The organism is Bradyrhizobium sp. Kon10, assembly GCF_055807395.1.
In genome coordinates, this window is record NZ_JBVVOZ010000013.1 from 137,141 (window position 1) to 162,404 (window position 25,264).

Annotated in this window: 21 protein-coding genes; 14 read left to right on the forward strand and 7 right to left on the reverse strand. The window is 64.7% G+C overall.

Going from position 1 to position 25,264, the window contains the following annotated elements:
- Window positions 1–39 precede the first annotated feature (39 nt).
- From AC0L2O_RS19725 to AC0L2O_RS19750, 6 genes are all read left to right on the forward strand, one after another.
- A complete protein-coding gene (locus AC0L2O_RS19725) occupies window positions 40–1,191 on the forward strand; it encodes a DegT/DnrJ/EryC1/StrS family aminotransferase (protein ID WP_473370867.1) in 1,152 nt (383 codons plus the stop codon).
- Between the two features lie 227 nt (window positions 1,192–1,418).
- Window positions 1,419–2,945, forward strand: coding sequence for a murein biosynthesis integral membrane protein MurJ (gene murJ, locus AC0L2O_RS19730; RefSeq protein ID WP_473370868.1), 1,527 nt, complete (start codon window positions 1,419–1,421; stop codon window positions 2,943–2,945).
- 277 nt (window positions 2,946–3,222) lie between these two features.
- Window positions 3,223–3,513 carry a DUF1127 domain-containing protein gene (locus tag AC0L2O_RS19735; RefSeq protein WP_473370869.1) on the forward strand — a complete coding sequence of 97 codons (291 nt, stop codon included), beginning with the start codon at window positions 3,223–3,225 and terminating at the stop codon, window positions 3,511–3,513.
- Between the two features lie 313 nt (window positions 3,514–3,826).
- Window positions 3,827–6,136, forward strand: a complete 2,310-nt coding sequence (locus AC0L2O_RS19740; RefSeq protein WP_473370870.1) for a xanthine dehydrogenase family protein molybdopterin-binding subunit — start codon at window positions 3,827–3,829, stop codon at window positions 6,134–6,136.
- Between the two features lie 120 nt (window positions 6,137–6,256).
- Window positions 6,257–6,706 (forward strand): cytochrome c, encoded by a 450-nt coding sequence (locus tag AC0L2O_RS19745; RefSeq protein ID WP_473370871.1) that lies wholly within the window; start codon window positions 6,257–6,259, stop codon window positions 6,704–6,706.
- Window positions 6,707–6,968: 262 nt separating this feature from the next.
- Window positions 6,969–8,252 (forward strand): cystathionine gamma-synthase family protein, encoded by a 1,284-nt coding sequence (locus tag AC0L2O_RS19750; protein ID WP_473370872.1) that lies wholly within the window; start codon window positions 6,969–6,971, stop codon window positions 8,250–8,252.
- Window positions 8,253–8,357: 105 nt separating this feature from the next.
- On the opposite strand, the gene AC0L2O_RS19755 is transcribed toward AC0L2O_RS19750, so the two are convergent.
- Complete coding sequence (locus AC0L2O_RS19755; protein ID WP_369722610.1) at window positions 8,358–8,777, reverse strand: CHRD domain-containing protein; 420 nt, start codon at window positions 8,775–8,777, stop codon at window positions 8,358–8,360.
- Between the two features lie 149 nt (window positions 8,778–8,926).
- On the opposite strand from AC0L2O_RS19755, the gene AC0L2O_RS19760 reads away from it, so the two are divergent.
- Entirely contained in the window at window positions 8,927–9,853 is a 927-nt protein-coding gene (locus tag AC0L2O_RS19760; protein WP_473370873.1) for a c-type cytochrome, read from the forward strand.
- Here the strand turns inward: AC0L2O_RS19760 and AC0L2O_RS19765 are convergent.
- From AC0L2O_RS19765 to AC0L2O_RS19775, 3 genes are all read right to left on the reverse strand, one after another.
- A complete protein-coding gene (locus AC0L2O_RS19765; RefSeq protein ID WP_106951518.1) occupies window positions 9,850–10,095 on the reverse strand; it encodes an Lrp/AsnC ligand binding domain-containing protein in 246 nt (81 codons plus the stop codon). The genes AC0L2O_RS19760 and AC0L2O_RS19765 overlap by 4 nt on opposite strands.
- Before the next feature lie 135 nt (window positions 10,096–10,230).
- Window positions 10,231–11,187 carry an IS481 family transposase gene (locus tag AC0L2O_RS19770; protein WP_473370874.1) on the reverse strand — a complete coding sequence of 319 codons (957 nt, stop codon included), beginning with the start codon at window positions 11,185–11,187 and terminating at the stop codon, window positions 10,231–10,233.
- An 84-nt stretch (window positions 11,188–11,271) separates the two neighbouring features.
- The gene (locus AC0L2O_RS19775) at window positions 11,272–13,248 is read right to left on the reverse strand and encodes an ATP-binding protein (protein WP_473370875.1); all 1,977 of its coding nucleotides are present in this window, start codon (window positions 13,246–13,248) and stop codon (window positions 11,272–11,274) included.
- Window positions 13,249–13,549: 301 nt separating this feature from the next.
- Here AC0L2O_RS19775 and thiD point away from each other — a divergent pair, with 301 nt between their 5' ends.
- The 4 genes from thiD (at window position 13,550) to AC0L2O_RS19795 (ending at window position 17,698) form a co-directional block, all read left to right on the forward strand.
- The gene (gene thiD, locus AC0L2O_RS19780; protein WP_473370876.1) at window positions 13,550–14,350 is read left to right on the forward strand and encodes a bifunctional hydroxymethylpyrimidine kinase/phosphomethylpyrimidine kinase; all 801 of its coding nucleotides are present in this window, start codon (window positions 13,550–13,552) and stop codon (window positions 14,348–14,350) included.
- Window positions 14,351–14,795: 445 nt separating this feature from the next.
- On the forward strand, window positions 14,796–15,608 hold the full coding sequence (locus AC0L2O_RS19785) for a UDP-2,3-diacylglucosamine diphosphatase (RefSeq protein WP_369722614.1): 813 nt from the start codon (window positions 14,796–14,798) through the stop codon (window positions 15,606–15,608).
- On the forward strand, window positions 15,608–16,651 hold the full coding sequence (locus tag AC0L2O_RS19790; RefSeq protein ID WP_473370877.1) for a glycosyltransferase family 4 protein: 1,044 nt from the start codon (window positions 15,608–15,610) through the stop codon (window positions 16,649–16,651). The genes AC0L2O_RS19785 and AC0L2O_RS19790 overlap by 1 nt, the downstream gene beginning before the upstream one ends.
- Before the next feature lie 63 nt (window positions 16,652–16,714).
- A complete protein-coding gene (locus tag AC0L2O_RS19795; protein ID WP_473370878.1) occupies window positions 16,715–17,698 on the forward strand; it encodes a threonine/serine dehydratase in 984 nt (327 codons plus the stop codon).
- Between the two features lie 69 nt (window positions 17,699–17,767).
- On the opposite strand, the gene AC0L2O_RS19800 is transcribed toward AC0L2O_RS19795, so the two are convergent.
- Both AC0L2O_RS19800 and AC0L2O_RS19805 read right to left on the reverse strand, forming a co-directional pair.
- On the reverse strand, window positions 17,768–19,507 hold the full coding sequence (locus AC0L2O_RS19800; protein WP_473370879.1) for a caspase family protein: 1,740 nt from the start codon (window positions 19,505–19,507) through the stop codon (window positions 17,768–17,770).
- Window positions 19,508–19,673: 166 nt separating this feature from the next.
- A complete protein-coding gene (locus tag AC0L2O_RS19805; protein WP_473370880.1) occupies window positions 19,674–20,963 on the reverse strand; it encodes a hypothetical protein in 1,290 nt (429 codons plus the stop codon).
- 75 nt (window positions 20,964–21,038) lie between these two features.
- On the opposite strand from AC0L2O_RS19805, the gene AC0L2O_RS19810 reads away from it, so the two are divergent.
- On the forward strand, window positions 21,039–22,235 hold the full coding sequence (locus AC0L2O_RS19810; RefSeq protein ID WP_473370881.1) for an MFS transporter: 1,197 nt from the start codon (window positions 21,039–21,041) through the stop codon (window positions 22,233–22,235).
- Here the strand turns inward: AC0L2O_RS19810 and dgcA are convergent.
- On the reverse strand, window positions 22,205–23,200 hold the full coding sequence (gene dgcA, locus AC0L2O_RS19815) for an N-acetyl-D-Glu racemase DgcA (RefSeq protein ID WP_369722618.1): 996 nt from the start codon (window positions 23,198–23,200) through the stop codon (window positions 22,205–22,207). The genes AC0L2O_RS19810 and dgcA overlap by 31 nt on opposite strands.
- Before the next feature lie 133 nt (window positions 23,201–23,333).
- On the opposite strand from dgcA, the gene AC0L2O_RS19820 reads away from it, so the two are divergent.
- Window positions 23,334–24,467 (forward strand): MlaE family ABC transporter permease, encoded by a 1,134-nt coding sequence (locus AC0L2O_RS19820; protein WP_369722620.1) that lies wholly within the window; start codon window positions 23,334–23,336, stop codon window positions 24,465–24,467.
- Between the two features lie 2 nt (window positions 24,468–24,469).
- Window positions 24,470–25,252, forward strand: coding sequence for an ABC transporter ATP-binding protein (locus AC0L2O_RS19825; protein ID WP_369722621.1), 783 nt, complete (start codon window positions 24,470–24,472; stop codon window positions 25,250–25,252).
- Window positions 25,253–25,264 lie beyond the last annotated feature (12 nt).

Here is a 25,264-nt window from a genome sequence, read left to right on the forward strand (position 1 = left end):
CCGATTGCTTCAAACCCGCAAGAAAATCGACAAGGCGCCATGAACCAGCATCTGCGTTCCGAACCCATTCCCTTCATCGACGTCGGCTCGCAGCGCGTCCGGCTCGGCGCGGAGCTTGATGCCGCAGTCAAGCGCGTGATGGATCATTGCCAGTTCGTCAATGGACCCGAGGTCTTCGAGCTCGAGAAGCAGCTTGCGGCATATTGCGGCGCCAAGCACGTCGTGGCCTGCTCCAGCGGCACCGATGCGCTTCTGATGGTGCTGATGGCGAAGAATGTCGGGCCCGGCGATGCCGTGCTGTGTCCCTCCTTCACCTTCATTGCGACCGCGTCGCCGGCGGCGCGGACTGGCGCCACGCCGGTCTATGTCGACGTCGATGAGACGACCTTCAACATGAGCCCGGAATCGCTCAAGCGCGGCATTGCGGCCGCGCGCAAGGCCGGCCTGACGCCCGTGGCGGTGATTCCGGTCGATCTGTTCGGCCAGCCGGCCGACCACGATGCCATCGCCGAGATCGCCAAGGCCGAAGGCCTGTTCGTGATCGACGACGCCGCGCAGAGTTTTGGCGCGAGCTACAAGGGTCGCAAGCTCGGCACCTTCGGGCTCGCCACCACCACCAGCTTCTTCCCGGCAAAGCCGCTCGGCTGCTTCGGCGACGGCGGCGCGATTCTGACCGATGACGACGAGCTCGCGGCGACGCTGCGCAGCATCCGCGTGCACGGGCAGGGCGTCGACAAATACGATAACGTCCGCCTCGGCCTGACCGGCCGGCTCGATACGATGCAGGCCGCAATCCTGATCGAGAAGCTGAAGATCTTCGACGACGAGATCGCCGCCCGCAACAGGGTCGCGGAGCGTTATGCGCGGGGACTGTCCAACGTGGTCACCGTGCCGCGCCTCAGCTCAGGCAACACCTCGGTCTGGGCGCAGTACACCATCCGCCTGCCCAGGGGTACCGACCGCGATGGCTTTGCCGCCGCGCTGAAGGCTCAGGGCGTGCCGACCGCGATCTATTACGGCAAGTCGATGCATCAGCAGACGGCCTACAAGCAGTACCCGGTCGCCGAAGGCGGGCTGCCTGCTTGCGAAAGCCTGTCGCAGGACGTCATCAGCCTGCCAATGCACCCCTATCTGACCGAAGCCGATCAGGAGCGAATCATCGCCGCCGTGCGCGGCGCGATCACGGGCTGATCTGGCCGTTCTTCCCCTCTCCACTTGTGGGAGAGGGTGGCTCGCCGCGATAGCGGCGAGACGGGTGAGGGGTCTCTGTCCGCACGGAATGCGCGGAGAGAGACCCCTCACCCCAATGAGTTTGTGTCTACTCGCGGCGCTGCCCTCTCCCACAAGGGGAGAGGGCACAGCCATGCGCATCGCAAGATGCAATCGACCTCTGTTCGATAAGTCTCTAAAGCAGACGCATGCTCGGACGTATCTTCACGGTTGGCGGATATACGCTGCTGTCGCGGCTGACGGGATTTGCCCGCGACATCATGCTCGCGGCGATCCTGGGCGCAGGCCCCGTGGCCGACGCCTTTTTCGTGGCGCTGCGGCTGCCCAATCATTTTCGTGCGATCTTCGCCGAAGGCGCGTTCAACGCCGCCTGGGTGCCGGCCTACGCCCACGTTCATGGCGAGCGCGGGGAGGCATCAGCGCGCCTGTTCGCCGATCGCATCTTCACGCTGCTGCTGGCCTCGCAAGTCGTGCTGCTGATCGTTGCCTGGCTGTTCATGCCGCAGGCCATGAGCTTACTTGCGCCCGGCTTCAGCGAAGATGCCGAGCAGCGCAAGCTCGCGATCGAGCTGACCCGGATCACCTTCCCGTATCTTTTGCTGATCACGCTGGTGACGCTCTATGGCGGCATGCTCAACGTGATGCAGCGCTTCGCCAGCGCTGCCGCCGCGTCGATCTTCCTCAACGTGGCGATGATGATGACGCTGGCGCTCGCCGCCTGGTTTCCGACCGCAGGTCATGCCGCGGCCTGGGGCGTCCTCATCTCCGGCTTCCTGCAATATTTTCTGCTTGCGGGCGATCTCGCGCGCCATGGTGGCCTGCCGCGTTTTGCGCCGCTCAAGCTCGACGAAGACGTTCGCGGCTTCTTCAGGGCGCTTGGGCCTGCGACGCTGGGCTCGATGGGCACGCAGCTCGCGCTGTTCGCCGACACCATCATCGCGACCTTCCTGCCGGCGGGCGCGCTGTCGGCGCTGTATTATGCCGACCGGCTCAATCAGCTCCCGATCGGCGTCATCGGCATCGCCATCGGCACCGTGCTGCTGCCGGAGATGTCGCGGCGGATCACGGCCAATGACCAAGACGGCGCGATGAAGGCGCAGCGCCGTGCGTTCGACTTCACATTGCTGTTCTCGATCCCCTTCGTCGCCGCCTTCCTCACCGTGCCCGACGAGATCATGCGCGCGCTGTTCGCCCGTGGCGCATTCTCGAAGGCCGATGCGGCCGCTGCCGGTGCGACGCTCGCGGCGTATGCGATCGGCCTCATTCCGTTCGTGCTGATCCGCAGCGCGGTCGCGACTTTCTATGCACGCAAGGACACCGCGACGCCCGTCCGGGCCTCGCTGACCGGCATCGCCGTCAATGTCGCCCTGAAAATTGCCCTGATGGGCTCGCTGGCCCAGATCGGCCTGGCGCTGGCGACCGCGATCGGCGTCTGGACCAATCTGCTGCTGGTGCTGTTCTTCGCCGTGCGCCGAGGCTTTCTCGTGCTGGACCGCGGCTGGCTGTTGTCGCTCGCCAAATTTTTGCTGACCGGCATCATCCTGGCCGCGAGCTTCTGGCTGATCACGCGCTTCGGCGGTTCTTCTCTCGGCTCGATGCACTTCCGGGATGAAGTGATATTGGTCCTGCTGGCGTTCGGGGGCACGATCGTTTACGCGCTCGCGATTCTCGCGCTGTTCGGCCGCAGCTGGCTAGTCTCGCTGGTGCGCGGCTAGGCGAGCTTCAAATGCGCGGGAGCGAAGTGCTCGCCTCCAGGATGTAGCTTCAATCCATACATCTCTTGATTTTGCGCGATTGCCGTGCTATTGGCGGCCTATGTTCAAATCAATGCGCAAACTCAACTGCATTCACATGACCCGCTTCGGCCGGGCCGTGGAAGGAGTCGTGCGCTAGGAATTCGACGACAACATCTCTTCCACCAGGCCCCGCCGGCATCGGACGGGGCCTTTTGTTTGGCCATGCTCCTTGCCGGCACAGCAGCAGGAGCATCCGATGCCACCCCAACAGACGAACATCGCACCCGCGACCGAGCGCGATGCCACGGCGCTGCGCTCCGACATCGCACTGCCGAGGAGCATATTGAGCCTGATCAAGCATTACTGGCGCGCGTTTCAGGACCGGCGCTCGCGGCGGGGCCCAGACGTCACCTTGCAGGATCTGAGTGACAGGCAATTGATGGATATCGGCCTGACGCGTGGCGAGATCGACTACATCACGCCGGACCGGGCTATCGATACGTTGAGAAATAGCGCAATCCATCTATGGAGCCGTGGAGGGATGTAGGTGTTGAGGAGCTTGGCTGACTGCTTCTTCGCGGCCCATCTCGAGACGCCCGCCTATGGCGGGCCCCTCAGGATGAGGTCGTGTTTGCGGCGAGATATTAGACCCTCATGGTGAGGAGCCCGCCCAAGCGGGTCTCGAACCATGCAGGCGAGTTCGTTCTACAGTCACCGGTTGCCATATGCGATAGTCCGGTGGCGACCGGGGCGCGGCGCGTTCCCTTGCCTGCAATCACCCGCCTCTCTAAAGCCGTTTGCCTTGCCTGTTTTTCCACGGCAATATGCCGGCAAAACAACCATGAGAACGGGAAGAGAAAATGGCGGCTCCCATCAAATTCGGCGTTGGCCAAAGCGTGTTGCGCAAGGAGGATGACGCGCTCATCCGCGGCAAGGGCCGCTATACCGACGACTACGCGCCGCAGGCCGCTCTGCGCTGCCTGGTGCTGCGCTCGCCGCATGCGCATGCCAAATACAGCATCGATGCCAGCCGCGCCCGCACCCTTCCCGGCGTCGCGCTGGTCCTGACTGCGGATGACGTCAAGGAGCTCGGCAATCTGCCTTGCCTGTTCAACCTCGAGACGGATCCGTTCACCGGACCGCCTTATCCGATCCTTGCCAAGGACGAGGTGCGCCATGTCGGCGATGCCGTCGCCTTCGTGGTCGCCGAGACCATCGACCAGGCCCGCGACGCGATCGAGGCGATCGAGGTCAAGTGGACGCCGCTGCCGGCGGTGACCGGCGTCGTCAACGCCATCAAGAAGGGGGCGCCGCAGGTCTGGCCGGACAAGCCCGGCAATGTGCTGTTCGACGTCTCGATCGGTGACAAGAAGGCGACCGAAGCCGCATTCGCCAAGGCGCATGCGGTGGCCGAAATCTCCATCGTCAATCCGCGCGTGGTCGCAAGCTTCATGGAGACGCGCGCGGCGGTCTGCGAATACGACCCGAAGGCCGATCATCTGACGCTGACGGTCGGCAGCCAGGGCAGCCATCGCCTGCGCGACATCCTTTGCCAGAACGTGCTCAATATCCCGACCGAGAAGATGCGGGTGATCTGCCCTGATGTCGGCGGCGGTTTCGGCACAAAACTGTTTCCGTACCGCGAATATGCGCTGTTGGCGGTCGCCGCGCGAAAACTGAAGAAGGCGGTGAAATGGGCGGCCGATCGCTCCGAGCATTTCATGGGCGATGCGCAGGGCCGTGACAACGTCACCACCGCGAAGATGGCGCTGACTGAAGACGGCAAGTTCCTCGCCATGGATTGCGACCTGATGGGCGACATGGGCGCGTATCTCTCGACCTTCGGGCCCTACATTCCGCATGGCGGCGCCGGCATGCTGCCGGGCCTCTATGATATCCAGGCGTTCCACTGCCGGGTGCGCACCATCTTCACCAACAGCGTGCCGGTCGATGCCTATCGCGGCGCGGGCCGGCCCGAGGCCGCCTATGTCATCGAACGCCTGGTCGACGCCTGCGCGCGAAAACTCGACATGACGGTGGACGCCGTCCGCCGCAAGAATTTCATTCCGCCCAAGGCGCTGCCGTACAAGACCGCCACCGGCAAGGTCTATGATTCCGGCGACTTCGCCGCGCATCTCAAGCGCGCGATGGAGATCGCCGAGTGGAAGGAGTTTGGCAAGCGCGCCAAGCTCGCCAAAAAGCAGGGCCTGATCCGCGGCATTGGCCTTGCAAGCTATGTCGAGGTCTGCGGCGTGATGGGCGAAGAGACCGCCAATGTGCGGCTCGATCCCAATGGCGACGTTACCGTCCTGATCGGCACACAGTCGAGCGGGCAGGGCCACCAGACCGCCTATGCGCAGATCGTCGCCGAGCAGTTCGGCCTCCCGCCCGAGCGCGTGCATGTCCGCCAGGGCGACACCGGTGAGATCGCGACCGGTCTCGGTACCGGCGGCTCGGCTTCGATTCCGACTGGCGGTGTCTGCGTCGAGCGCGCATCGAGCGAACTCGGCAACAAGCTGAAGGAGTTCGCCGCGCAGGCCCTGGAAGCCAGTATCGGCGATCTTGAAATCACCGATGGCGTGATCCGTATCGCCGGCACCGACCGCTCCATCTCGTTTGCCGATTTGGCCAAGCGCCCGGGCGCCGATCCCTCAAAGCTGAACGGCAGCGCGACCTTTGCCAGCGCCGACGGCACCTATCCCAACGGCACCCATGTAGCGGAAGTCGAGATCGATCCGGCCACCGGCATCATCAAGATCGTCAACTACGTGATCGTCGACGATTTCGGCATGACGCTCAATCCGCTGCTGCTGGCCGGCCAGGTGCATGGCGGCGCCATGCAGGGCATCGGCCAGGCGCTGATGGAGCAGGTGGTCTATGGCGCGGGTGACGGGCAGCTCATCACCGCGACATATATGGACTATGCCCTGCCGCGTGCAGCTGATGGTCCCGCCTTCGTGTTCGAGACCGCCAACGTCCCCTGCAAGACCAATCCGATGGGCGTGAAGGGCGCCGGCGAGGCCGGTGCGATCGGCTCCTGTCCGGCCGTCGTCAACGCCATCGTCGACGCCCTGTGGCGCGAATACAAGATCGATCACATCGACATGCCGGCGACGCCGGAGCGGGTGTGGATCGCGATCAACGAGCACCATCGCCGCCACAGCCTCTGACAATCCCCAATCTGCCCGCGCGGGAATAAACCTCGCGCGCGGGGTTCTAATCTGGACGGACGGACACCCGTGAACCGGGTGGATCGTCTGTCCCAAAATCTGCGATCCGGAGAACAAAGAATGAAACGGACGATGATTGTCGCGACGATCCTGCTGTTGGGCGCCGGCGCCGTGATGGCACAGCAGCAGGTCGCGGTTCAACAGGACAATCTGATGCGCTCGCAGGCCAAGAGCCTCTACAGCGTAATCCTCAAGATGACCAAGGGCGACATTCCCTACAACCAGAAGGCCGTCGACGAGGCGATTGCCAGTCTCGAAGCCGACGTTGCCAAGATTTCCAAGACCTTCGAGGTCAATCCCAAGCAGGACGTGGTGAACGCGACCTACGGTGCATCGCCGAAGGTCTGGCAGAACAAGGCCGATTTCGATTCCAAGATCCCGCCGGTGCAGAAGGCGATCGCCGAGGTCAAGGGCAAGATCACCGATGTCGCGAGCCTGAAGGCCGCCTACACCAGCATCAACGATCGCTGCAACGACTGCCACGAGACCTATCGGGTCAAGCTGAAATAGGCGTTGGGCGTTCGTAGCCCGGATGGAGCGAAAGCGAAATCCGGGTGAGCTGTCGAGCTCGATAGCTGTCCCGGATTGCGCTGCGCTCCATCCGGGCTACGGGAATCATGCTGGTCTGACCGCGTTGGCAAATTCTGCTCGCATGGCCTGACGGATCGCCGTCGGAGTGGTTATGTTTGCTCGCGCGGTCGCTGCGTCGATGCCTCACGAGGTCTGGAGTTCCGACGCGCGGCGAGGATCCTAGTCAACAGCGAGACAGGCCATGGCAAAACCGTTCCCGTCGAAAACCCATATCGGCAACCATCTGCTGCATCCGGAAACGCTGATGCTGACCTATGGCTACGATCCGCAATTGTCGGAAGGCGCCATCAAGCCGCCGGTGTTTCTGACATCGACCTTCGTGTTCAAGACGGCCGAGGACGGGCAGGATTTTTTCGACTACGTCGCCGGCCGGCGCGAGCCGCCGGAAGGCATGGGCGCTGGCCTGGTCTATTCGCGCTTCAACCACCCCAACAGTGAAATCGTCGAGGACAAGCTCGCGGTCTATGAGCGCACCGAGAGCTGTGCGCTGTTCTCGTCCGGCATGTCGGCGATCGCGACCACGATCCTCGCGTTCGTCCGCCCCGGCGACGTCATTCTGCACTCCCAGCCGCTCTATGGCGGGACGGAAACCCTGCTGACGAACACGCTCTCGCGTCTCTCGATCGGCGCCGTCGGCTTTGCCGATGGCGTCGACGAAGCGGCGGTCAGGCAGGCCGCGGAGGAGGCCATGCGCAAGGGACGGGTCGCGATGGTCCTCATCGAAACCCCGGCCAATCCGACCAACGGCCTGGTCGACATCGCGATGATCCGCTGCATTGCCGACACGATCGGCAAGGCCCAGGGACATACGCCGATCATCGCCTGCGACAACACGTTGCTCGGACCGGTGTTTCAGCGGCCGATCGAGCAGGGCGCGGACGTTTCGCTGTACTCGCTGACCAAATATGTCGGCGGTCATTCCGACCTGATCGCAGGCGCCGCGCTCGGCGCGAAGGCGATCATGAAGGGCATCAAGGCGCTCCGCGGCGCCATCGGCACCCAGCTCGATCCGCACACATGCTGGATGATCAACCGCTCGCTCGAGACCTTGAGCCTGCGCATGGAGAAGGCCGACGGCAACGCGCGCCTCGTGGCGGACTATTTGCGCGACCATTCCAAGGTCGCCAAGGTCCATTACCTCGGCCACCACGAAGAGGGTTCAGCGGCCGGACGCGTATTCGCGCGGCAATGCCTCGGCGCGGGATCCACATTCTCGTTCGACATCGTCGGCGGCAAGGCGGCGGCGATGAAATTTCTCAACGCGCTGCAGATCTTCAAGCTGGCGGTGAGCCTCGGCGGAACGGAGTCGCTGGCGAGCCTGCCCGCGACGATGACCCATTCCGGCGTCCCGGCCGACATCCGCCAAAAAATCGGCGTCCTGGATTCCACGATCCGGCTCTCGATCGGCATCGAGAACCCGTCAGACCTGATCGCGGACCTCACGCAGGCGCTGAGTGCGGCTTAGGCCTGGTTGCCAAAGCGCGATGCTCTGACTCGAAAAGGCCGGACGCGCCCTCCGCGCGTCCGGCCTTTTGTCGACGAGGCAGCCGTCTGACGAAGCAGCGTTGGCTTACTTCGTCACCTGACCGCGGATCTCGCCGCCCGGGTTCGCCGCCGTGTGAATGTTGACGTAAAGCTTGCCGCCCAACAGATCGGAGGCCTGCGCGTCGGTCAGCGTGGCCGAGCCTTCGGCCGGGCTCGATGCGATGCCCGGGATCGGGACCGCGACGCCGGCATTCTTGCCGGGCTCGGCGGGGCCGTGGAAATGGGCGGCGGTGGCGGGGCCGGACAGGCCGGAATAGGTCACCTTCCAGGAGAGCTTCTTGCTGGCGGCGTCATAGTCGAGATCGGCCGTGCCGGTGCCGCTGCTGGTGGTCGCCGGGACTTCGGACTTGCCGTCAAGCGTCGCCTTCAGTTTCTCCGCGCTGGCCGGGGCGGCGAATGCGACGGCGGCTCCGAGTGCCAGCGTGGCAAAAAGGACTTTGTTCATGGGTCTCTCCCTGTTGACATCTGATTGCTGTCGATTTGCAAACAGTGCAGTTCGGACTTTATTCCCGGATTCCGATCAAACCATCTAAATTATTCGTGGCTGGAGCGGACACCGGATGATCCGTAAGTTCGAGCGCGATGGGATTCTCGATGCCGCGACGAATTATTTCTGTCATCCTGATCGCCGCCGTCGCGGCCTTCGCCGTCTATTGGTGGTTGACCGCGCCGACCGCGCTGGCATTGCCGGCACCAACGCGCGAGCCCGATCTCGCCAACGGCCAGGAGCTGTTCAATGTCGGCGGCTGCTCGTCCTGCCATGCCGTGCCCAACCAGCCCGACCGCCTGCGGCTCGGTGGCGGCCTGGCGCTCGGCTCACCGTTCGGGACGTTCTATGCGCCGAACATCTCCTCCGATCCCACCGACGGCATCGGCCGCTGGAGCGAGGCTGATTTCGTCAACGCCGTGATGCGCGGCGTTTCGCCGGCGGGCACGCATTATTTTCCGGCGTTTCCCTACACCTCTTACCACCTGGCGAGGATCGACGACGTCCGCGATCTCTTCGCGTATCTGAAGACGCTGCCGGCCGTGTCGGGCCGGGTGCGCGACCACGATCTGCCGTTTCCCTTCAACATCCGCCGCAACGTCGGCATCCTGAAATTGCTGTTCATGGATGTCAGGCCGTTCGCGCCGGATGCAACGCGCTCCGCGCAATGGAATCGGGGCGCCTATCTCGTCAACGGCTTTGGCCATTGCGCCGAATGCCACAGCCCGCGCAATTTTCTCGGGGGCGTCATCACCTCGCAGCGGTTCGCCGGCGGTCCCAATCCGGAAGGCGAGGGCTGGGTGCCGAACATCACGCAGAAGGGCATAGGTAGCTGGAGCGAGAACGACATCGCCGATTTCCTCGAAACCGGCGACATGCCCGAGGGCGACAGCGCCTCCGGCGCGATGCGGCCGGTGATCAAGAATCTGGCGCAACTCAGACCTGAGGATCGCGCCGCGATGGCCGCTTATTTGAAGTCGCTGCCGCCGGTCGACGGGCCGACGCCGCCCAAGCGCAAAGAGGGCGGCGGCTAGCTCGCGCCGAACGCCTTGAAGGTGATGATGGTGAGGGTGTCCTGGATGCCCGGCAGCACCTGCACCTTCTCGTTGACGAAGTGGCCGATGTCGGTGTCGTTGTCGACGTAGAACTTCACCAGAAGATCGTACTGGCCGGCCGTGGAGTAGATCTCGGAGGCGATCTCGGCTTCGGCGAGCGCGTTGGCCACCGTGTAGGACTGGCCGAGCTTGCATTTGATCTGGACGAAAAAGGGAACCATTGCAGTCACTCCGAAGGCATATCTGGCGGCTAATAGGCCAAACCCGGCCGAATATAGCAAGCGGACTTGCGGCTGCAGGCAGCAGCAGGCGTTTTGCGCGCAGATACCAGTTTGCGCGCAGATACCAGTCCTGCGCTAGGTGTGGAGCCTCAAAAGGTTGTTCCTGGTCAAACCAAGTCGGCTGATCGGGATTTGTGAGTCTATACCACCATGGGGACGGTGCCAGTTGTATTGATGCAGCCAGATCGGCAGCTCTTGAGCGCGCCGATCTGATGTTGGGTAGGCTTTGGCGTAAGCCCATTCCCGAAGCGCGGTCTGGATGAAGCGCTCGGCTTTTCCGTTTGTTCGCGGCGTGTAGGGTTTGGTACGGATGTGCTTAATGCCCAGGTCCCGGCAGGCGTCGCGGAAGGCAAAGGACTGGTAGCAGCTGCCATTGTCGGTCATGACGCGCGTGACGGTGACGCCGAGGCTTTTGTAATACGCCACAGCTGCCTTAAGAAAGGGAACAGCGCTGTCGGCCGTCTCGTCGGGCTTGATCTCGGAGAAGGCGACGCGGGAATGGTCGTCGATGCAGACGTGGACGAACTCCCAACCAGCGCCGCGGCTCTTGTGCGGACCACTCGGATCGCCGGTGATGCGATGACCAATACGCGCGAAACGTCCGAGCTTTTTGATGTCGATGTGAATGATCTCGCCTGGGGTCTCGCGCTCATAGCGGCGTTCCGGTTCGGCCGGCTCCAGATCGTGTATCCGGTTGAGTCCCAAGCGGCGAAGGACGCGGCTGACGGTGGCAGGTGATACCTTGACCTCGGCTGCGATCTGCTTGCCGGTGTGGCGCTGCCGTCGCAACGCCTCGACGACTGTACACGTGGCTGGCGGGGTTTGGCTCGGCGATGAATGGGGCTTGGAGGAACGATCTCGCAACCCAGCAACACCTTCAGCGCGGAACCGCTTGACCCATTTGGCAACCGTCTTCGACGAGATGTTGAACAGGTCAGCCGCGGCGGCTTGCGTCAGCCCGCCCTCGACCACGCTTCGGACCATCGCCTCTCGACCTTTGGGCGTCAAAGGCGCATTCTTGTGGACGTTCATCTGGTCTCTCCTCGGAACACTGAAGCTTCGCAACCTCAGCTTCCTCGGTTCAGACCAGATGGACAACCTCCTGACAGACCACAGCTAGGGCGTCACGGTCGCGGCCGCGAATGCGTCCCTGAGCCGCTGCGCCAGCTCGGCCTTGCGATAGGGCTTTCTCAGAACGACCGCCCGCGCCTGGACACGGCCCTGCTCGACCAGCGTCTCCAGTGCGTAGCCGGAGGTGAACAGGACCGGGAGACCCGGACGAATCCGCCGGGCCTGTTCGGCGAGCTCCCAGCCGCTCATGCCACCCGGCATGATGATGTCGGTGAACAGCATGTCGATGCGGGGATCGTCGCGCAGCCGCTGCAGGGCCTCCGTGCCGTTGACGGCGGCGACGACCCGATATCCGAGAGCCTCGACCCTTTGGGTCACCGAGGAGCGCACGAACGGATCGTCTTCCGTGATCAGGATCGTCTCGCGCCCGCGGGGCGCCGCCTCCTCATTGTCCGGCGTATCGGCCGGCGATTCGCCCGCGCCGGCGCGCGGCAGGTAGATCCGGACCGTCGTCCCAAGGCCCGGCTCGCTATAGATCGAGACATGGCCGTCGGACTGTTTGGCGAAACCATAGACCATGCTCAGCCCGAGCCCCGAGCCCTTGCCGACTTCCTTGGTGGTGAAGAATGGTTCGAAGGCGTGCTCGATGACGTCAGGCGTCATGCCTTCGCCGTCATCAGTGACGGAGATCAACGCGTAGCTGCCGGATGCGAGTTCCGGGTGCAGCGCGTGATAATGCTCGTCGATTGCAGCCAACTCCGTGCTCAGGGTCAAATGCCCTCCGGCCGGCATGGCGTCCTGCGCGTTGAGCACCAGGTTCAGCAAGGCAGATTCAAGCTGGGCGCGGTCCGCGAATGTCTGGATCGTGCCGGGTCCGAATGCCGTCTTGATCTCGATGTTTTCGCGCAAGGTGCGCTTGAACAGCTTGAGCATGGATTCGAGCAGCTCGCGGCAATCGATCGCCTTCGGCCGGAGCAGCTGGCGGCGGCTGAACGCGAGCAGCCGCTGCGTCAGCTCCGCGCCGCGTTCGCCGGACTCGCAGATGTCGTCGGCAAATTGCCGCAGGTCCGGCCGGGTCTTGAGCTCTTCGCTGAGAAGCTCGGCGTTGCCGATGATGACGGTGAGGAGATTGTTGAAGTCGTGGGCGATGCCGCCCGAGAGCTGGCCGACCGTCTCCATCTTCTGCGCCTGCTGGAGCTGCTGCTCCGTCAGCTTGCGCGCGGTCAGATCGTGGACGATGCCGACGTAGATCAGATCGCCGTCCTGCCACGCCTGGCCCACCGACAGATCCATCGGAAAGGTCGAGCCGTCCTTGCGCAGGCCGACGGATTCCCCGGTTGCGAAGCGCCGCGCATGAGCTGTGGACGAGGGCCTCTCGTTGGACATCAGCATGCTGACGTCGAGATTCATGACCTCGTCGGCGCGATAGCCGAACAACCGTTCGCAGGCCGGATTGAACAGCAGAATGCGGGCTTGCGCATCGAACAGGATCACGCCGTCGACCGCGGTCTCGACGACAGCGGTGAGGCGCGTCATGCTCTCTCGCATCGCGCGCTGCGCGTCTCCGAGCTGTTGGAGCAGCAGCGTCGCGTCGCGGCTCTTGATTTCCTCCTGTTCGAGCGCGGCCTGGACCTTTTGAAGCTGGAACGGCGAGGGGATCGTCAGGATCTTCGGCAGCAGCGGCCAGAGCGCGCCGGCCGTGAAGACCGACGCCACCGCCGTCACCGCCTTGACGATGCCCTCGATGCCATAGGCCGGGACCCAGAGCGTGTAGATCGACAGCAGGTGCGTCAGGCCGCACGCCGTGATGAATACCGCGAACGCCCAGTACACCCAGCCGAACTGGAGGTCGCGCCGCTTGATGACGAGAATTGCGAGAGCAAACGGAATGGAGAAATAGGCAGCCGCGATACAGGCGTCCGAGACGACGTGGAGCCAGATCAACTCGGGCTCCCACAACAGGCAGATGCCGTGCGGTGAAAACATCGAGGAGTCGAGGATGCGTTCGAAGTAGGCCCACATGATTCCACTCCGAGAGGCTTGCGGGCCGAGGTCGGCCCGCAACGTTGGTGTCGCTGGACTGATTCCGGCACCAACGTGTCACTCATCGATCTGGACGCCAAGGCCCGCAGCGGGATCAAGGCCATTTTTTGCAACCTCTGCACGACTGCGGGGACGACAATGCCGCGCCGGATCGCGACTGGCTGATTCGCCGGGGCCGGTTTTGCGCGCCGCGAATGGCGGCCGGTGCGGCTTGCTGGGGCTCCCTGAGCGCGGTAGGACAGGCCATGGCGGTGTCCCCCTCAAGCAAGCGTATCCCGCGATGACCACGCCCGTGGCGCTCACCATTGCCGGCTCCGATTCGAGCGGCGGCGCCGGCATTCAGGCTGACCTGAAGACCTTTGCCGCGCTCGGTGTCTACGGCGCCTCGGCCATCACGGCGCTGACGGCGCAGAACACCAATGGTGTCACCGGCATTCACGCGGTGCCGGCCGAATTCGTCACCGCGCAGATCGACGCCGTGTTCGCCGATCTCGATGTCGGGGCGGCGAAGATCGGCATGGTGGCGCAAGCCTTGAGCATCGATGCGATCGCAACCGCGCTGTCGCGCTGGGCTCCGCGAAATGTGGTGCTCGATCCGGTGATGGTCGCAACCTCCGGCGATCGGCTGCTGTCACCGCAGGCCGTCGAGGCCCTGCGCAACAAGCTGGTGCCGCTCGCCTCGGTGATCACGCCGAATCTGCCGGAGGCCGCCGCTCTGCTCGACGAGCCGGTCGCGCGTAGCCAAGCCGAGATCGAGCGCCAGGGGCGGCGCCTGCTCGCGCTCGGCGCTCGCGCGGTGCTGATCAAGGGCGGCCACGGCGAGGGTGCCGAGAGCATCGACTATCTCGTCAGCGCGGAAAGCACGATCGCACTCGCCGCGCCGCGCGTCGCGACCAAAAATACCCACGGCACCGGCTGCTCGCTGTCCTCGGCGATCGCGGCAGGTCTCGCCAAGGGCGACACTCTTGAGCAGGCGGTGCGCAACGCCAAGGCCTGGATCAGCGCCGCGATCGCCGCCGCCGACCGCTTCAGCGTCGGTCATGGCCATGGGCCGGTCCATCATTTCTACAAATTTTACTGACGCGGGCGAGTTCGACCTCTTCCGCTTGCGGGTAGGGCAATCGCATATGGGTCCTCGCGGCCATCCTTCGAGACGCCCGCCGTTGGCGGGCCCTCAGGATGAGGACCGAGTGTGCGGCAGCAGTTTCAACGGGCACCGATGCCGCTTAGCCTCATCCTGAGGAGACCGCGAAGCGGTCGTCTCGAAGGACGAGGCGTGCGTTCAGCCCTCCCAAAATACCATATGCGATTGCCCTGCCCGCAAGCGGGCGAGGGAGCGCACCTGCGATCGTGACTTACAGTGTGAATCTGATCCTGGGCGGGGCGTCTGCGGCGCATGTCGCCTGATTGTCGCATGCGGCTGATATTCGCAGGGAGGGCGAGGCGAGTTTGATTCGTATCTGAGGGTGCCTCAAAGGTTTCGATCGGTCATCCCCCTGTCACGGGATATTGTTACAGGCTGTCGCATGGGAAGTTACGATATGAGTGACGAGAGCCCTGAAAGGCGCTTTCGCACCTTGTTCATCTCCGACGTTCATCTCGGAGCCCGCGGTTCGCAAGCCGACCTTCTGCTGGATTTCCTGCGCTACCACGATGCCGACACCATCTATCTCGTCGGCGACATCGTCGACGGCTGGGCGCTGAAATCGAGCTGGCACTGGCCGCAATCGCATAACGACCTGGTGCAGAAGCTTTTGCGCAAGGCGCGCAAGGGTGCCAAGGTCATCTACATTCCCGGCAATCACGACGAGTTCCTGCGCAACTATTACGGCACGCATTTCGGCGGCATCGATGTGGTCGAAAACACCGTCCACACCGGCGTCGACGGCAAGCGGTTTCTGGTGATCCACGGCGACATCTTCGACCTCGTGGTGCAGAACGCGCGCTGGCTCGCCCATCTCGGCGACAAGGCCTACGACTTCGCCATCCAGATGAACCGCTTCGTCAACTTCTTCCGGCGCATGTTCAAAGTGCCTTATTGGTCGCTGTCGCAATGGGCCAAGCAGAAGGTCAAGAATGCCGTCAATTATATCGGCGCGTTCGAGCAGGCGCTCGCCGCCGAGGCGCGCCGCCACGACGCCGACGGCGTGATCTGCGGCCACATCCATTATGCCGTGATCCGCGACGAGGGCGGCATCCGCTACATGAACTGCGGCGACTGGGTGGAGAGCTGCACCGCGCTGGTCGAGCACGACGACGGCCATTTCGAGATCATCACCTGGGCGGATCACGCGCAAAAGCCGGCGGAAGTCCCCCAGGTGGCGGCAAGGGCGGCCTGATGCGCATCCTGGTCGCGACCGACGCCTGGCACCCGCAAGTCAATGGTGTGGTTCGGACGCTGACCAAGCTCGCTGACGCCGCGAACGGCTTCGGCGTCGAGCTCACGTTTCTGACGCCGCAATCGTTCCGCACCTTCGCGATGCCGAGCTATCGCGACGTGCGGCTCGCGATGCCGCGCCCGGCCCGGATTGCAAAGCTGATCGAACAGGCCCAGCCCGACAGCATCCATATTGCGACGGAGGGGCCGATCGGCCTGATGGTCCGCCGCTTCTGTCGCCAGCGCAGGCTGCCGTTCACGACCAGCTTCCACACCCGCTTCCCCGAATATGTCCGCGCCAGGGTGCCGGTTCCGGAATCCCTGATCTGGCGCGCGCTGCGGCGCTTCCACAGCGCCAGCCGAGCGGTGATGGCGGCAACCCCGGCGCTCGCCCGCGAACTGACCGAGCGCGGCTTCGCCAAGGTCGTGCTGTGGCCGCGCGGCGTCGACACCCATTTGTTCCACCCGCGTGCGATCGACCTGTGCCTTCCGGCCCCGGTGTTCCTTTCGGTCGGTCGCGTCGCGGTGGAGAAGAATCTCGAAGCCTTCCTCGACCTCGATCTGCCCGGCACCAAGGTGATCGTCGGGGATGGCCCCGCCCGCGTCGCGCTGGAGGAGGCATATCCGGATGCGATCTTTCTGGGGGAAAAGCACGGCGAGGAACTGGCGGACATCTACGCGGCCGCCGACGTCTTCGTGTTTCCCAGCAAGACCGACACCTTCGGCCTAGTCCTGCTCGAGGCGCTGGCAAGCGGCTTGCCGGTCGCGGCGTTTCCGGTGAAGGGTCCCCGCGACGTCATAGGCGATGCGCCGGTCGGCGCGCTGGATCATGATCTGCGCGATGCCTGCTTGGCAGCGCTCGACGTTTCCCGCCAGGCCTGCGTCCAATTCGCCTCCAATTACACCTGGGAGGCCTCGGCCCGGGCTTTTGTCGACAGCATTCTGGCGGTCGGCGCGGTGCTGCCCGGCCGGAACAGCGCGGATCAGCCACGCTTCGTCGCCTGACCAGGCGAAATCCTCGCGCGGAGATGTCTTGCCCGCGGCTCGTCCGCCGCGATAACATCTGACATGACCGAACAGCTCCTCCCGATCGGCCCAGCCGATATCGATGCCGCAGCGCGCGTGATCGCACCCTTCGCCGTCCGCACCCCGCTGTTGTCCTTTCCCGTGCTCAACGAGCGCGTCGGCGCGAAGGTCTTTCTGAAGCCGGAGATGCTCCAGCGCACCGGCTCCTTCAAGTTCCGCGGCGCCTTCAACAAGGTCGCCTCGATTCCGCAGGACAAGCGCGCCGGCGGCGTGGTCGCGTTCTCCTCCGGCAACCACGCCCAGGGCGTGGCGGCCGCGGCAAAGATCCTCGACATGCACGCGACCATCGTGATGCCGGCAGACGCGCCCTTGTCGAAGCGCGAGCGCACCAAATCCTACGGCGCCGAGGTCGTGCTGTATGACCGTGACCGCGACGACCGCGAGGCGATCTCGCGCGGTATCGCCGAGAAGCGCGGCGCGACGCTGGTCAGGCCCTATGACGATCCCTTCGTCATCGCCGGGCAGGGCACTGCCGGCCGCGAAATCGCGGAGGATATGGCAGCGCTCGGCCTTAAGCCGGACATCGTGGTCGCGCCGGCCTCCGGCGGCGGCCTGATCGCCGGCGTTGCGACTGCGGTGAAGGCGCGCTTTCCGCTCGCCGAGATTGTGGTGGCCGAGCCCGAGGCCTTCGACGATCACGGGCTGTCGCTGACCGCAGGCCACCGCGAGCCGCATGCGCCGGCAGGCCGCACCATATGCGACGCGCTGATGGCCCTGATTCCCGGCGAGATGACCTTTGCCATCAACAGCAAGCTACTGGCGCGCGGCGTCACCGCCTCGGACAAGGAAGTCGGCGCGGCGGTCGCCTTCGCCTATCGCGAGCTGAAGCTGGTCGTCGAGCCCGGCGGCGCCGTCGGCCTCGCCGCGCTGCTCGCCGGCCGCCTCGACGTCGCCGGCAAGAATGTCGTCATCGTGCTCTCCGGCGGCAATGTCGATGCTGATCTGTTCGCCGAGCTGGTGGCCTGATCATCTCACATGAAGAAGGGGCAGCGCGTTGCGGCGCTGCCCCTTTCTCGTCTTTGGGGTTTGTCGTGATCAGTGCATGAAGCCGCGGTGGTTGTTGCCGCCATTCATGACTGGCGACTGGTTCATCGACTGGCGGAAGTTGCTGCCGCCACCATTGCCGATCGCATTGAACTGCGGACGGTTGTTCTGCTGGTTGTTCTGCACCTGCACCTTGTTCACCGGGTTGTTGTTCAGTTTCACGTCGTTGTTGACGTGGATTGGATTGGTCTGCGCCTGGACATTCGTCGTCTTCACGTCGGTCGTCTTGACCTCGATGTTCGAGCCGCCTTTGCCGACATTCACCGGCATGCTCACGATCTTGCCCGGGTTAGCGTTGGCGTTGCCGGCATTTGGCGTAGTGTTGGTCACCGGCAGCGTCACGATCTTGCCGATGCTGCCGTTGTTCGTCGTCGTGTTGGTCGGCGCGGGCAGGGTGACGATCTTGCCGCCAGCGCCGCCAGTGCCGATCAAATTGCCCTCGCCCTGCTTCTGCACGACCGGCAGACTGCCGTTTGCTTGCGCATGATCATTGCCCTGCTGCATCAGCGGCATGTATTTGGGCTGGCCGAGATTGCCGAGCTTCAAGGTCGGGGCGATATTCTGCGGAGCCAAGAACTTCGTCGCCTGCATCAGCGGGATCAGCTTCGGCTGCTTCTCGAGCTTCAGCGCGACCTGCGCATAGGGGCTGTTGCCGTAGCTGTCGTAGAAGCTCTTGTAGCCGAGCGGCGAGTTCGCAAGCACCGCCTTGTGCCAGGCCTGCGAGATCAGGAGGTTCGACAGCAGCCAGCGGATGTGGTCGCACAGCGGGTCGTGCGGATACATCTCGATGAACTCCTGATAGTATTCGGGCCGGCCTTCCGACAGCACATAATCATAGGCCTGGCGGGTCGAGCGGCTCGGCAGGTTGGAGGCCATCTGCACCACCGGCGCATTCACCGGCGCGCGGTTGGCGGCGACGGCGGTGTCGCCGAAGAAGGTGAAGTCGGAGGTGAGCGACGAACTCTCCCACGGAATCTGCGCGCCGCTGGTGGTCTGGTTGACCTCGAGACGCACGCGCTTGAACAGCTGCTCGATCGGCACGTTGGGTTCGCGCGCGATGTTCAGGAAGGCCTGTGTGTAGGGGCTGTGGCCGCCGGCACCGTCGAGCGCCTCGGCGCCCGGCGCGGTGGAATAGCCGACGATCGAGCCGTTCGGCGCATCGACGATGGCGAGACCGCGGCTGGCGTCGTTGACGTTCGGGAACGGGTTGTTGCGGCAGGCATCAAGGATGACGATGCGCATCCGGCTCGGGATCGTCTCCAGCGTCGACATCACGTCGACCAGACGCACCGAGTTGTTGACGAGCTCGGTCTGGTTCGAGACCTTCGCGTCGACGGGAACGAGATAGTTCTCGCCGGCGAGCTGCACGCCGTGTCCGGCGTAATAGACCATCGCCACCGTATTCGGACCGCGCGCGGAGACTTTTGCCGAAAAATCCTGGACGACGCGGAGCATGTCGTTCTGGGTCAAATCGGTCGCCGAGATCACCTCGAAGCCGGCCGAGTTCAGGAACTGCGCCATCGATTGCGCGTCATTGTCGGGGTTCGCCAGCTGCGGCGCGTTCTGGTAGTTCGAATTGCCGATCACCAGCGCGACCCGCTGCTCCGGGCCTTGCAGCGCGGTCGGGGCCGGCTCGACCGGGGCGACTTGTGCGGAAACAGGGCCGCAGGCGAAGCCGAACAGGCTTCCCAGCAGGCCCGTGATCATCAGGAAAGGCTTTAGGCGGAACATGGCGTGCTCCTTTGGCACTCATCTCGATGCGAGATTGGTTGCGCCGAAGCTTGGCCGCGTTCGAGCCTTGGGTCCGTGATTGCGATCACTCTGGGTGCATGCGTGATCTGAATCACGCTGGTCCCGCCATCATGAGCATAGGGGGTTGCAGGAGAGCGAGCGCCGCTTACGAGAAGAACGCGATCTTTTCGGCTTGCGTCATCCTGCGGATTGGCGCCAGTGCGTCGTTGGCCGCAGTGCGGGGCTTTTGCAGCATGCCGCTGGCCAGGATGGTTGCGCCGAGTGATTGCTCGGGCAGGGGCGAGGGCATGGGCAATGTCGCGGTCGGCGCCGCGCCGAACGTTGCCGTGGCCGCCATTGCCATGGCCGGCTGCTCCATCACTTCGGCGGCGGCTTCTGCTATCGCATCGGTGAGGCGGGCGAGCGATTCCATTGCGATCGGCGCCTCGATGACGGGCTCCTCAACCTGCGGTGCGACGGCCGGCTCCACAGTGACCGGCTCAGGAACGTCGACGGCAACCGGCGGCGCGACGTCCGCGGCCACAGGCTCCGGGATCTCCGCAGCCATCTCCATGGGCTCGACGATTTCGTCGAACTCCGGATCGGGCGCGGCCATCTCCATCGCGATCGCCGCGAGCACGGCGTCGTCTTCGGCCTCCGCAGCGGCGTCGAGCGAGAACTCGTCCGTGATCTCCGCGACAGCGGCAGGCTCGGCGAGGCTTTCCTCGGCGACGGTGACGTCCGTCGCTTCCTCGGCGAGGGACATCGCGTCAGCAGCGCCGGCGGGTTCGTGCTCAGGAGCGACAGCGACATCCTGCGGCGCCTCCGTAAAAGCCACGGGTGCTTCGCTCGTCGGCGCTTCCGCGACCGGAGGCTGCGATTCCTGCACGGGAGCCGGGCCAGGCTCCACCGCCAAGCCGCCTGCGTCGGTCTGCTCGACCCGGTCTCTCAACAGATCGAAGGCGACCTTGAGGTCGCCGCGCGGGTCCATCGTGGAAACCTGGGCGCAGGCCGCCTCCATCGAGGCGAGCTGCGAATCAATCAGGTCGCAGATTCGGCTGTCGGCGCCGATCTCGCGCCAGCGCCACGAGATCTCCTTGATGATACGCACCCCGCGCGGGATCGCCGCGAGGCTGGCCTGGATCGCCGCGGGATCGACGGCCGCGATCGCGATCGTCTCAGCCTCGCGGATCGCGCGGCGAATCTCGACCAGCGCTTCGGGCAGGCGGTCCTCGACGACCGGTTGCCGCTGTGCCGCAAGGGTTTCCTCGATTTTCGCGACGGCATCGAGCACCATGCTGGTATCGGCGTTGCGGTTGCGCTTGGCGAATTCGCCGAGGAACCAGCGGCCGCGCGCGGTCTCCATAAAGGCTTCGCGGATCGCGTCGTAATCCTGCTCGTTCGGCTCGGCCGCACGGGCAGACATAGGCGAGAGGGCGAATGCTTCAGAGGCCATGTCAATCTCGTCGCGCAAATCACGGCGCGTTACAGTAACGATCACCACGATATCGACCGAATCGCAATTGGTTTGATGCTACCCGAATCACAAATCCCCACCACAGCGTCCGAGAAGCGGCGATTCGCCGTCCGCCTGGCGCTGTTCTATTCGGCGATGTTCGCGGTCTCGGGCACCCATCTGCCGTTCTTTCCGGTCTGGCTGAAGGCGGTCGGCGTCGATGCGGCCTGGATCGGCATCATCAACGCGGTGCCGGGAATCACGCGCTTCACCACCTTGCCTTACGCGACCGCCTTTGCGGAAAAGCGCCATGCGATTCGCGCCGGGATGGTGGCTTCGGTATTTGCGACCGCGGTGGGATTTGCGTTGCTCGGCGTGCTGCACCAGCCGCTGGCGCTGCTCGTGGTTTATGGGCTGATCTGCATCGTGTGGACGCCGGCAGTTCCGCTGACCGATGCGTACGCGTTGCGCGGGGTCGTTCGCTACGGCTTCGACTATGGGCCGGTGCGGCTGTGGGGATCGGCAGCTTTCGCCGCCGGGTCGCTTGCCTGCGGCTATCTCGTCGACAGCATCGCTGCGCGCGAGCTGATCTGGGTCATCGTCGCATGGGCTGTTGTAGCTGCGATCGCCGGCCTGTTGCTCGAGCCGCTTGTCGATGTCAGGCGAAAGGTCGCCGACAGGGACGCCGGCAAGGCGCTGCTGCGCGATGCCGGCTTCTGGCTGGTGATCGTGTCAGCCGCGCTGATCCAGGGCAGCCATGCCGCCTATTACGCGTTTTCCGCGATCAGCTGGCAGGCCCGGGGCCTCGGTGGGCTCACGATCGCAGGGCTCTGGACGCTGGGTGTGATCGCCGAGATTGTCGTGTTCGCGCTGTCGCCGCGCTTTTCGCTGCATCCGTCGTCGCTCATGGCGATCGGTGGTGCAAGCGCCGTCCTGCGCTGGGTGATCACAGCGCAGGATCCGCCGCTCGCGCTGCTTGCGGTGGTGCAGTTGGGACACGGGCTCAGCTTCGGCGTGACCATCGTCGGCACCATGACCCTGCTGGTGCAGCGCGTGCCCTCACATCAGATCGCGCGCGGGCAGGGCTATTATGCGGCGTGCAGCGGGCTGCTGGGCGCGACCACCTCGATCGCGTCAGGCGCGATCTACGCCCAGATCGGCGAGGGCGTGTACTACGTCATGGCGGCGATGGCCGGTGCCGGCGCGCTGCTGATCTGGTCGGCGCGGCAGCGGCTGAAATCTCAGCCCCAGAGCGAGGGCGCCGGCGGATAGACGAGGCTGTCGTCGTACCGCAGGGCGTGCTCGCGATCGCGCGCCAGCAGCAGGGGGCCGTCGAGATCGACGAAGCGCGCCTGCGGCGTCACCAGCATCGCCGGCGCCATCGACAGCGAGGTTGCGACCATGCAGCCGATCATGATCTCGAAGCCGAGCGCCTGCGCGGCATCGGCCATGGCGAGGGCCTCGGTGAGGCCGCCGGTCTTGTCGAGCTTGATGTTCACGGCGTCGTAGCGCTCGCGCAACGGTGCGAGCGAGTTACGGTCATGCACGCTCTCGTCGGCGCAGACCGCGAGCGGCCGCTTGATCCGGGCGAGCCGCCCGTCCTTGCCGGCCGGCAGCGGCTGCTCCACCAGGGTGACGCCTGCGGCCTCGCAGGCGGCGAGATTGTGCTCCAGATTGGCCTCGGTCCAGGCCTCGTTGGCATCCACGATCAGCTCGGACTCGGGCGCGGCCTTGCGCACCGCCGCGATCCTGGCGTCATCACCCTCGCCGCCGAGCTTGATCTTGAGCAGCGGCCGGTGCGCCGCTTTCGCCGTCGCCGCCGCCATGGCCTCGGGGGTGGCCAGCGAGATGGTGTAGGCCGTGGTGCGCTCGCCCGGCACCGGGCGGTCCAGGAGGCTCCACGCCCGCAGGCCCGCGGCCTTGGCCTCCAGGTCGATCAGGGCGCAATCCAGCGCATTGCGGGCCGCCCCAGGCGGCATGGCGGCCTGGAGCGCCTCCCGGTTAAGGCCGTTTGCCACAGCCGCCTGCATGGCCTGGATGGCCGCGAGCGTCGCCTCGGGGGTCTCGCCATAGCGGGGATACGGCACGCATTCGCCGCGGCCGGTCAGGCCGTTTTGGCTCACTTCGGCCACGACGGTCACGGCCTCGGTCTTGGCGCCCCGGCTGATCGTGAAGGTCCCCGCGATCGGGAAGCGTTCGATCCGGGCGATCAGGGCTGGAACTTTGCTGGAAGTCATTTTGAACTCTGGCGAAATCTGAACCTGCTGGTTACCTCTAGCAACTAACAATGGCCAGTTGGGGATACCTTTCCAGGTAAGGGCGCGTGCGCAACCATCCGATTTTGTCCGCCTCGGCACGGGAGCGGAGATCTTGAGCGGCGATCCGAAGCTGGAACGGATTGCCAAGGGCAACGCGCTGGCCCTCTGCGCCACTGGAACCTGGACCGCGAGCTTCGCGCCGGTCCTGGAGCGGATGGTCGCCGACGCGGAGAAGCTTGCCGGCGGCCCGCAGAGCGTGTTCATCGATGTCTCCGAGGTCTCCAAGCTCGACACCTTCGGCGCCTGGCTGATCGAGCGGCTGCGCCGCAGCCTCACGAAAGGCACGGTCGAGGCGCAGATCGCCGGCCTCTCGACCAATTATGCGAGCCTCGTCGACGAGGTGCGCCGGGTCCGGGCGACGCCCGTGATCGACGCCACCTCGATCACCATCACCGGCATGCTGGAGCAGATCGGCCGCGCTGTGGCCGGCGTCGCGGAGACGGTTGCCGGCCTTCTCGACATGCTCGGCGCAGTGCTCGCGGCGGCCGGGCGCACCCTGATTCACCCGCGGTCGTTCCGCCTGACCTCGACCGTGCATCATCTCGAGCAGGTCTGTTGGCGCGCGGTGCCGATCGTGGTGCTCATCACCTTCCTGATCGGCTGTATCATTGCGCAACAAGGCATCTTCCATTTCCGCAGGTTTGGCGCCGACATCTTCGTCGTCGACATGCTCGGCGTGCTGGTGCTGCGCGAGATCGGCGTCCTCCTGGTCGCGATCATGGTCGCGGGCCGCTCGGGCAGCGCCTACACCGCCGAGCTCGGCTCGATGAAGATGCGGGAGGAGATCGACGCGCTGCGCACCATGGGTTTCGACCCGATCGAGGTGCTGGTGCTGCCGCGCATGCTGGCGCTGGTGCTGGCGCTGCCGATTCTGGCCTTCCTCGGCGCCATGGCCGCGCTCTATGGCGGCGGTCTCGTCGCCTGGCTCTATGGCGGCGTCGATCCCGAAGCCTTCCTGCTGCGCCTGCGCGACGCCATCTCGATCGACCATTTCATCGTCGGCATCGTCAAGGCGCCGGTAATGGCCGCCGTGATCGGCATCGTCGCCTGCGTCGAGGGGCTTGCGGTGCAGGGCAGCGCGGAATCGCTCGGACAGCACACGACGGCATCCGTCGTGAAGGGCATCTTCTTCGTCATCGTGATGGACGGCGTGTTCGCCATCTTCTTCGCCTCGATCGGGATGTGACGATGGCGCAAGAACTTCAAAACGCGATCCAAAATCCCATCATTCGCGTCCGCGACATCACCGTGCAGTTCGGCGCGACGCGCGTGCTCGACGGGCTGAACCTCGACGTCAGGCGCGGCGAGATCCTAGGCTTTGTCGGACCCTCCGGCGCTGGCAAGTCGGTGCTGACGCGCACCATCATCGGCCTGGTGCCGAAAGTCGCCGGCAGGATCGAAGTTTTCGGCGTCGATCTGGACTCCTCCAGCACGTCGCAGCGGCGCAATGTGGAGCGGCGCTGGGGCGTGCTGTTCCAGCAAGGCGCGCTGTTCTCCTCGCTGACCGTGCGGCAGAACATCCAGTTTCCGATGCGCGAATATCTGCGCGTCTCGCAGCGGCTGATGGACGAGATCACCATCGCCAAGCTCACCATGGTCGGCCTCAAGCCCGAAGTGGCCGAGCGCTTTCCCTCGGAGCTGTCCGGCGGCATGATCAAGCGCGTGGCGCTGGCGCGTGCGCTGTCGCTCGATCCGGACCTCGTCTTCCTTGACGAGCCGACCTCCGGCCTCGATCCGATCGGCGCCGGCGACTTCGACGAACTGGTCAGGACGCTGCAGCGGACTTTGGGCCTGACGGTTTTCATGGTAACGCACGACCTCGACAGCCTTTACACAGCTTGCGACCGCATCGCCGTTTTAGGGAACGGTAAGATCATTGCGGCAGGGTCGATCGCCGACATGCAGGCCTCGCAGCATCCCTGGCTGAGGCAATATTTCCATGGCAAGCGCGCTCGCGCGGTGATGGGCTGAGGTGCCGGAGTA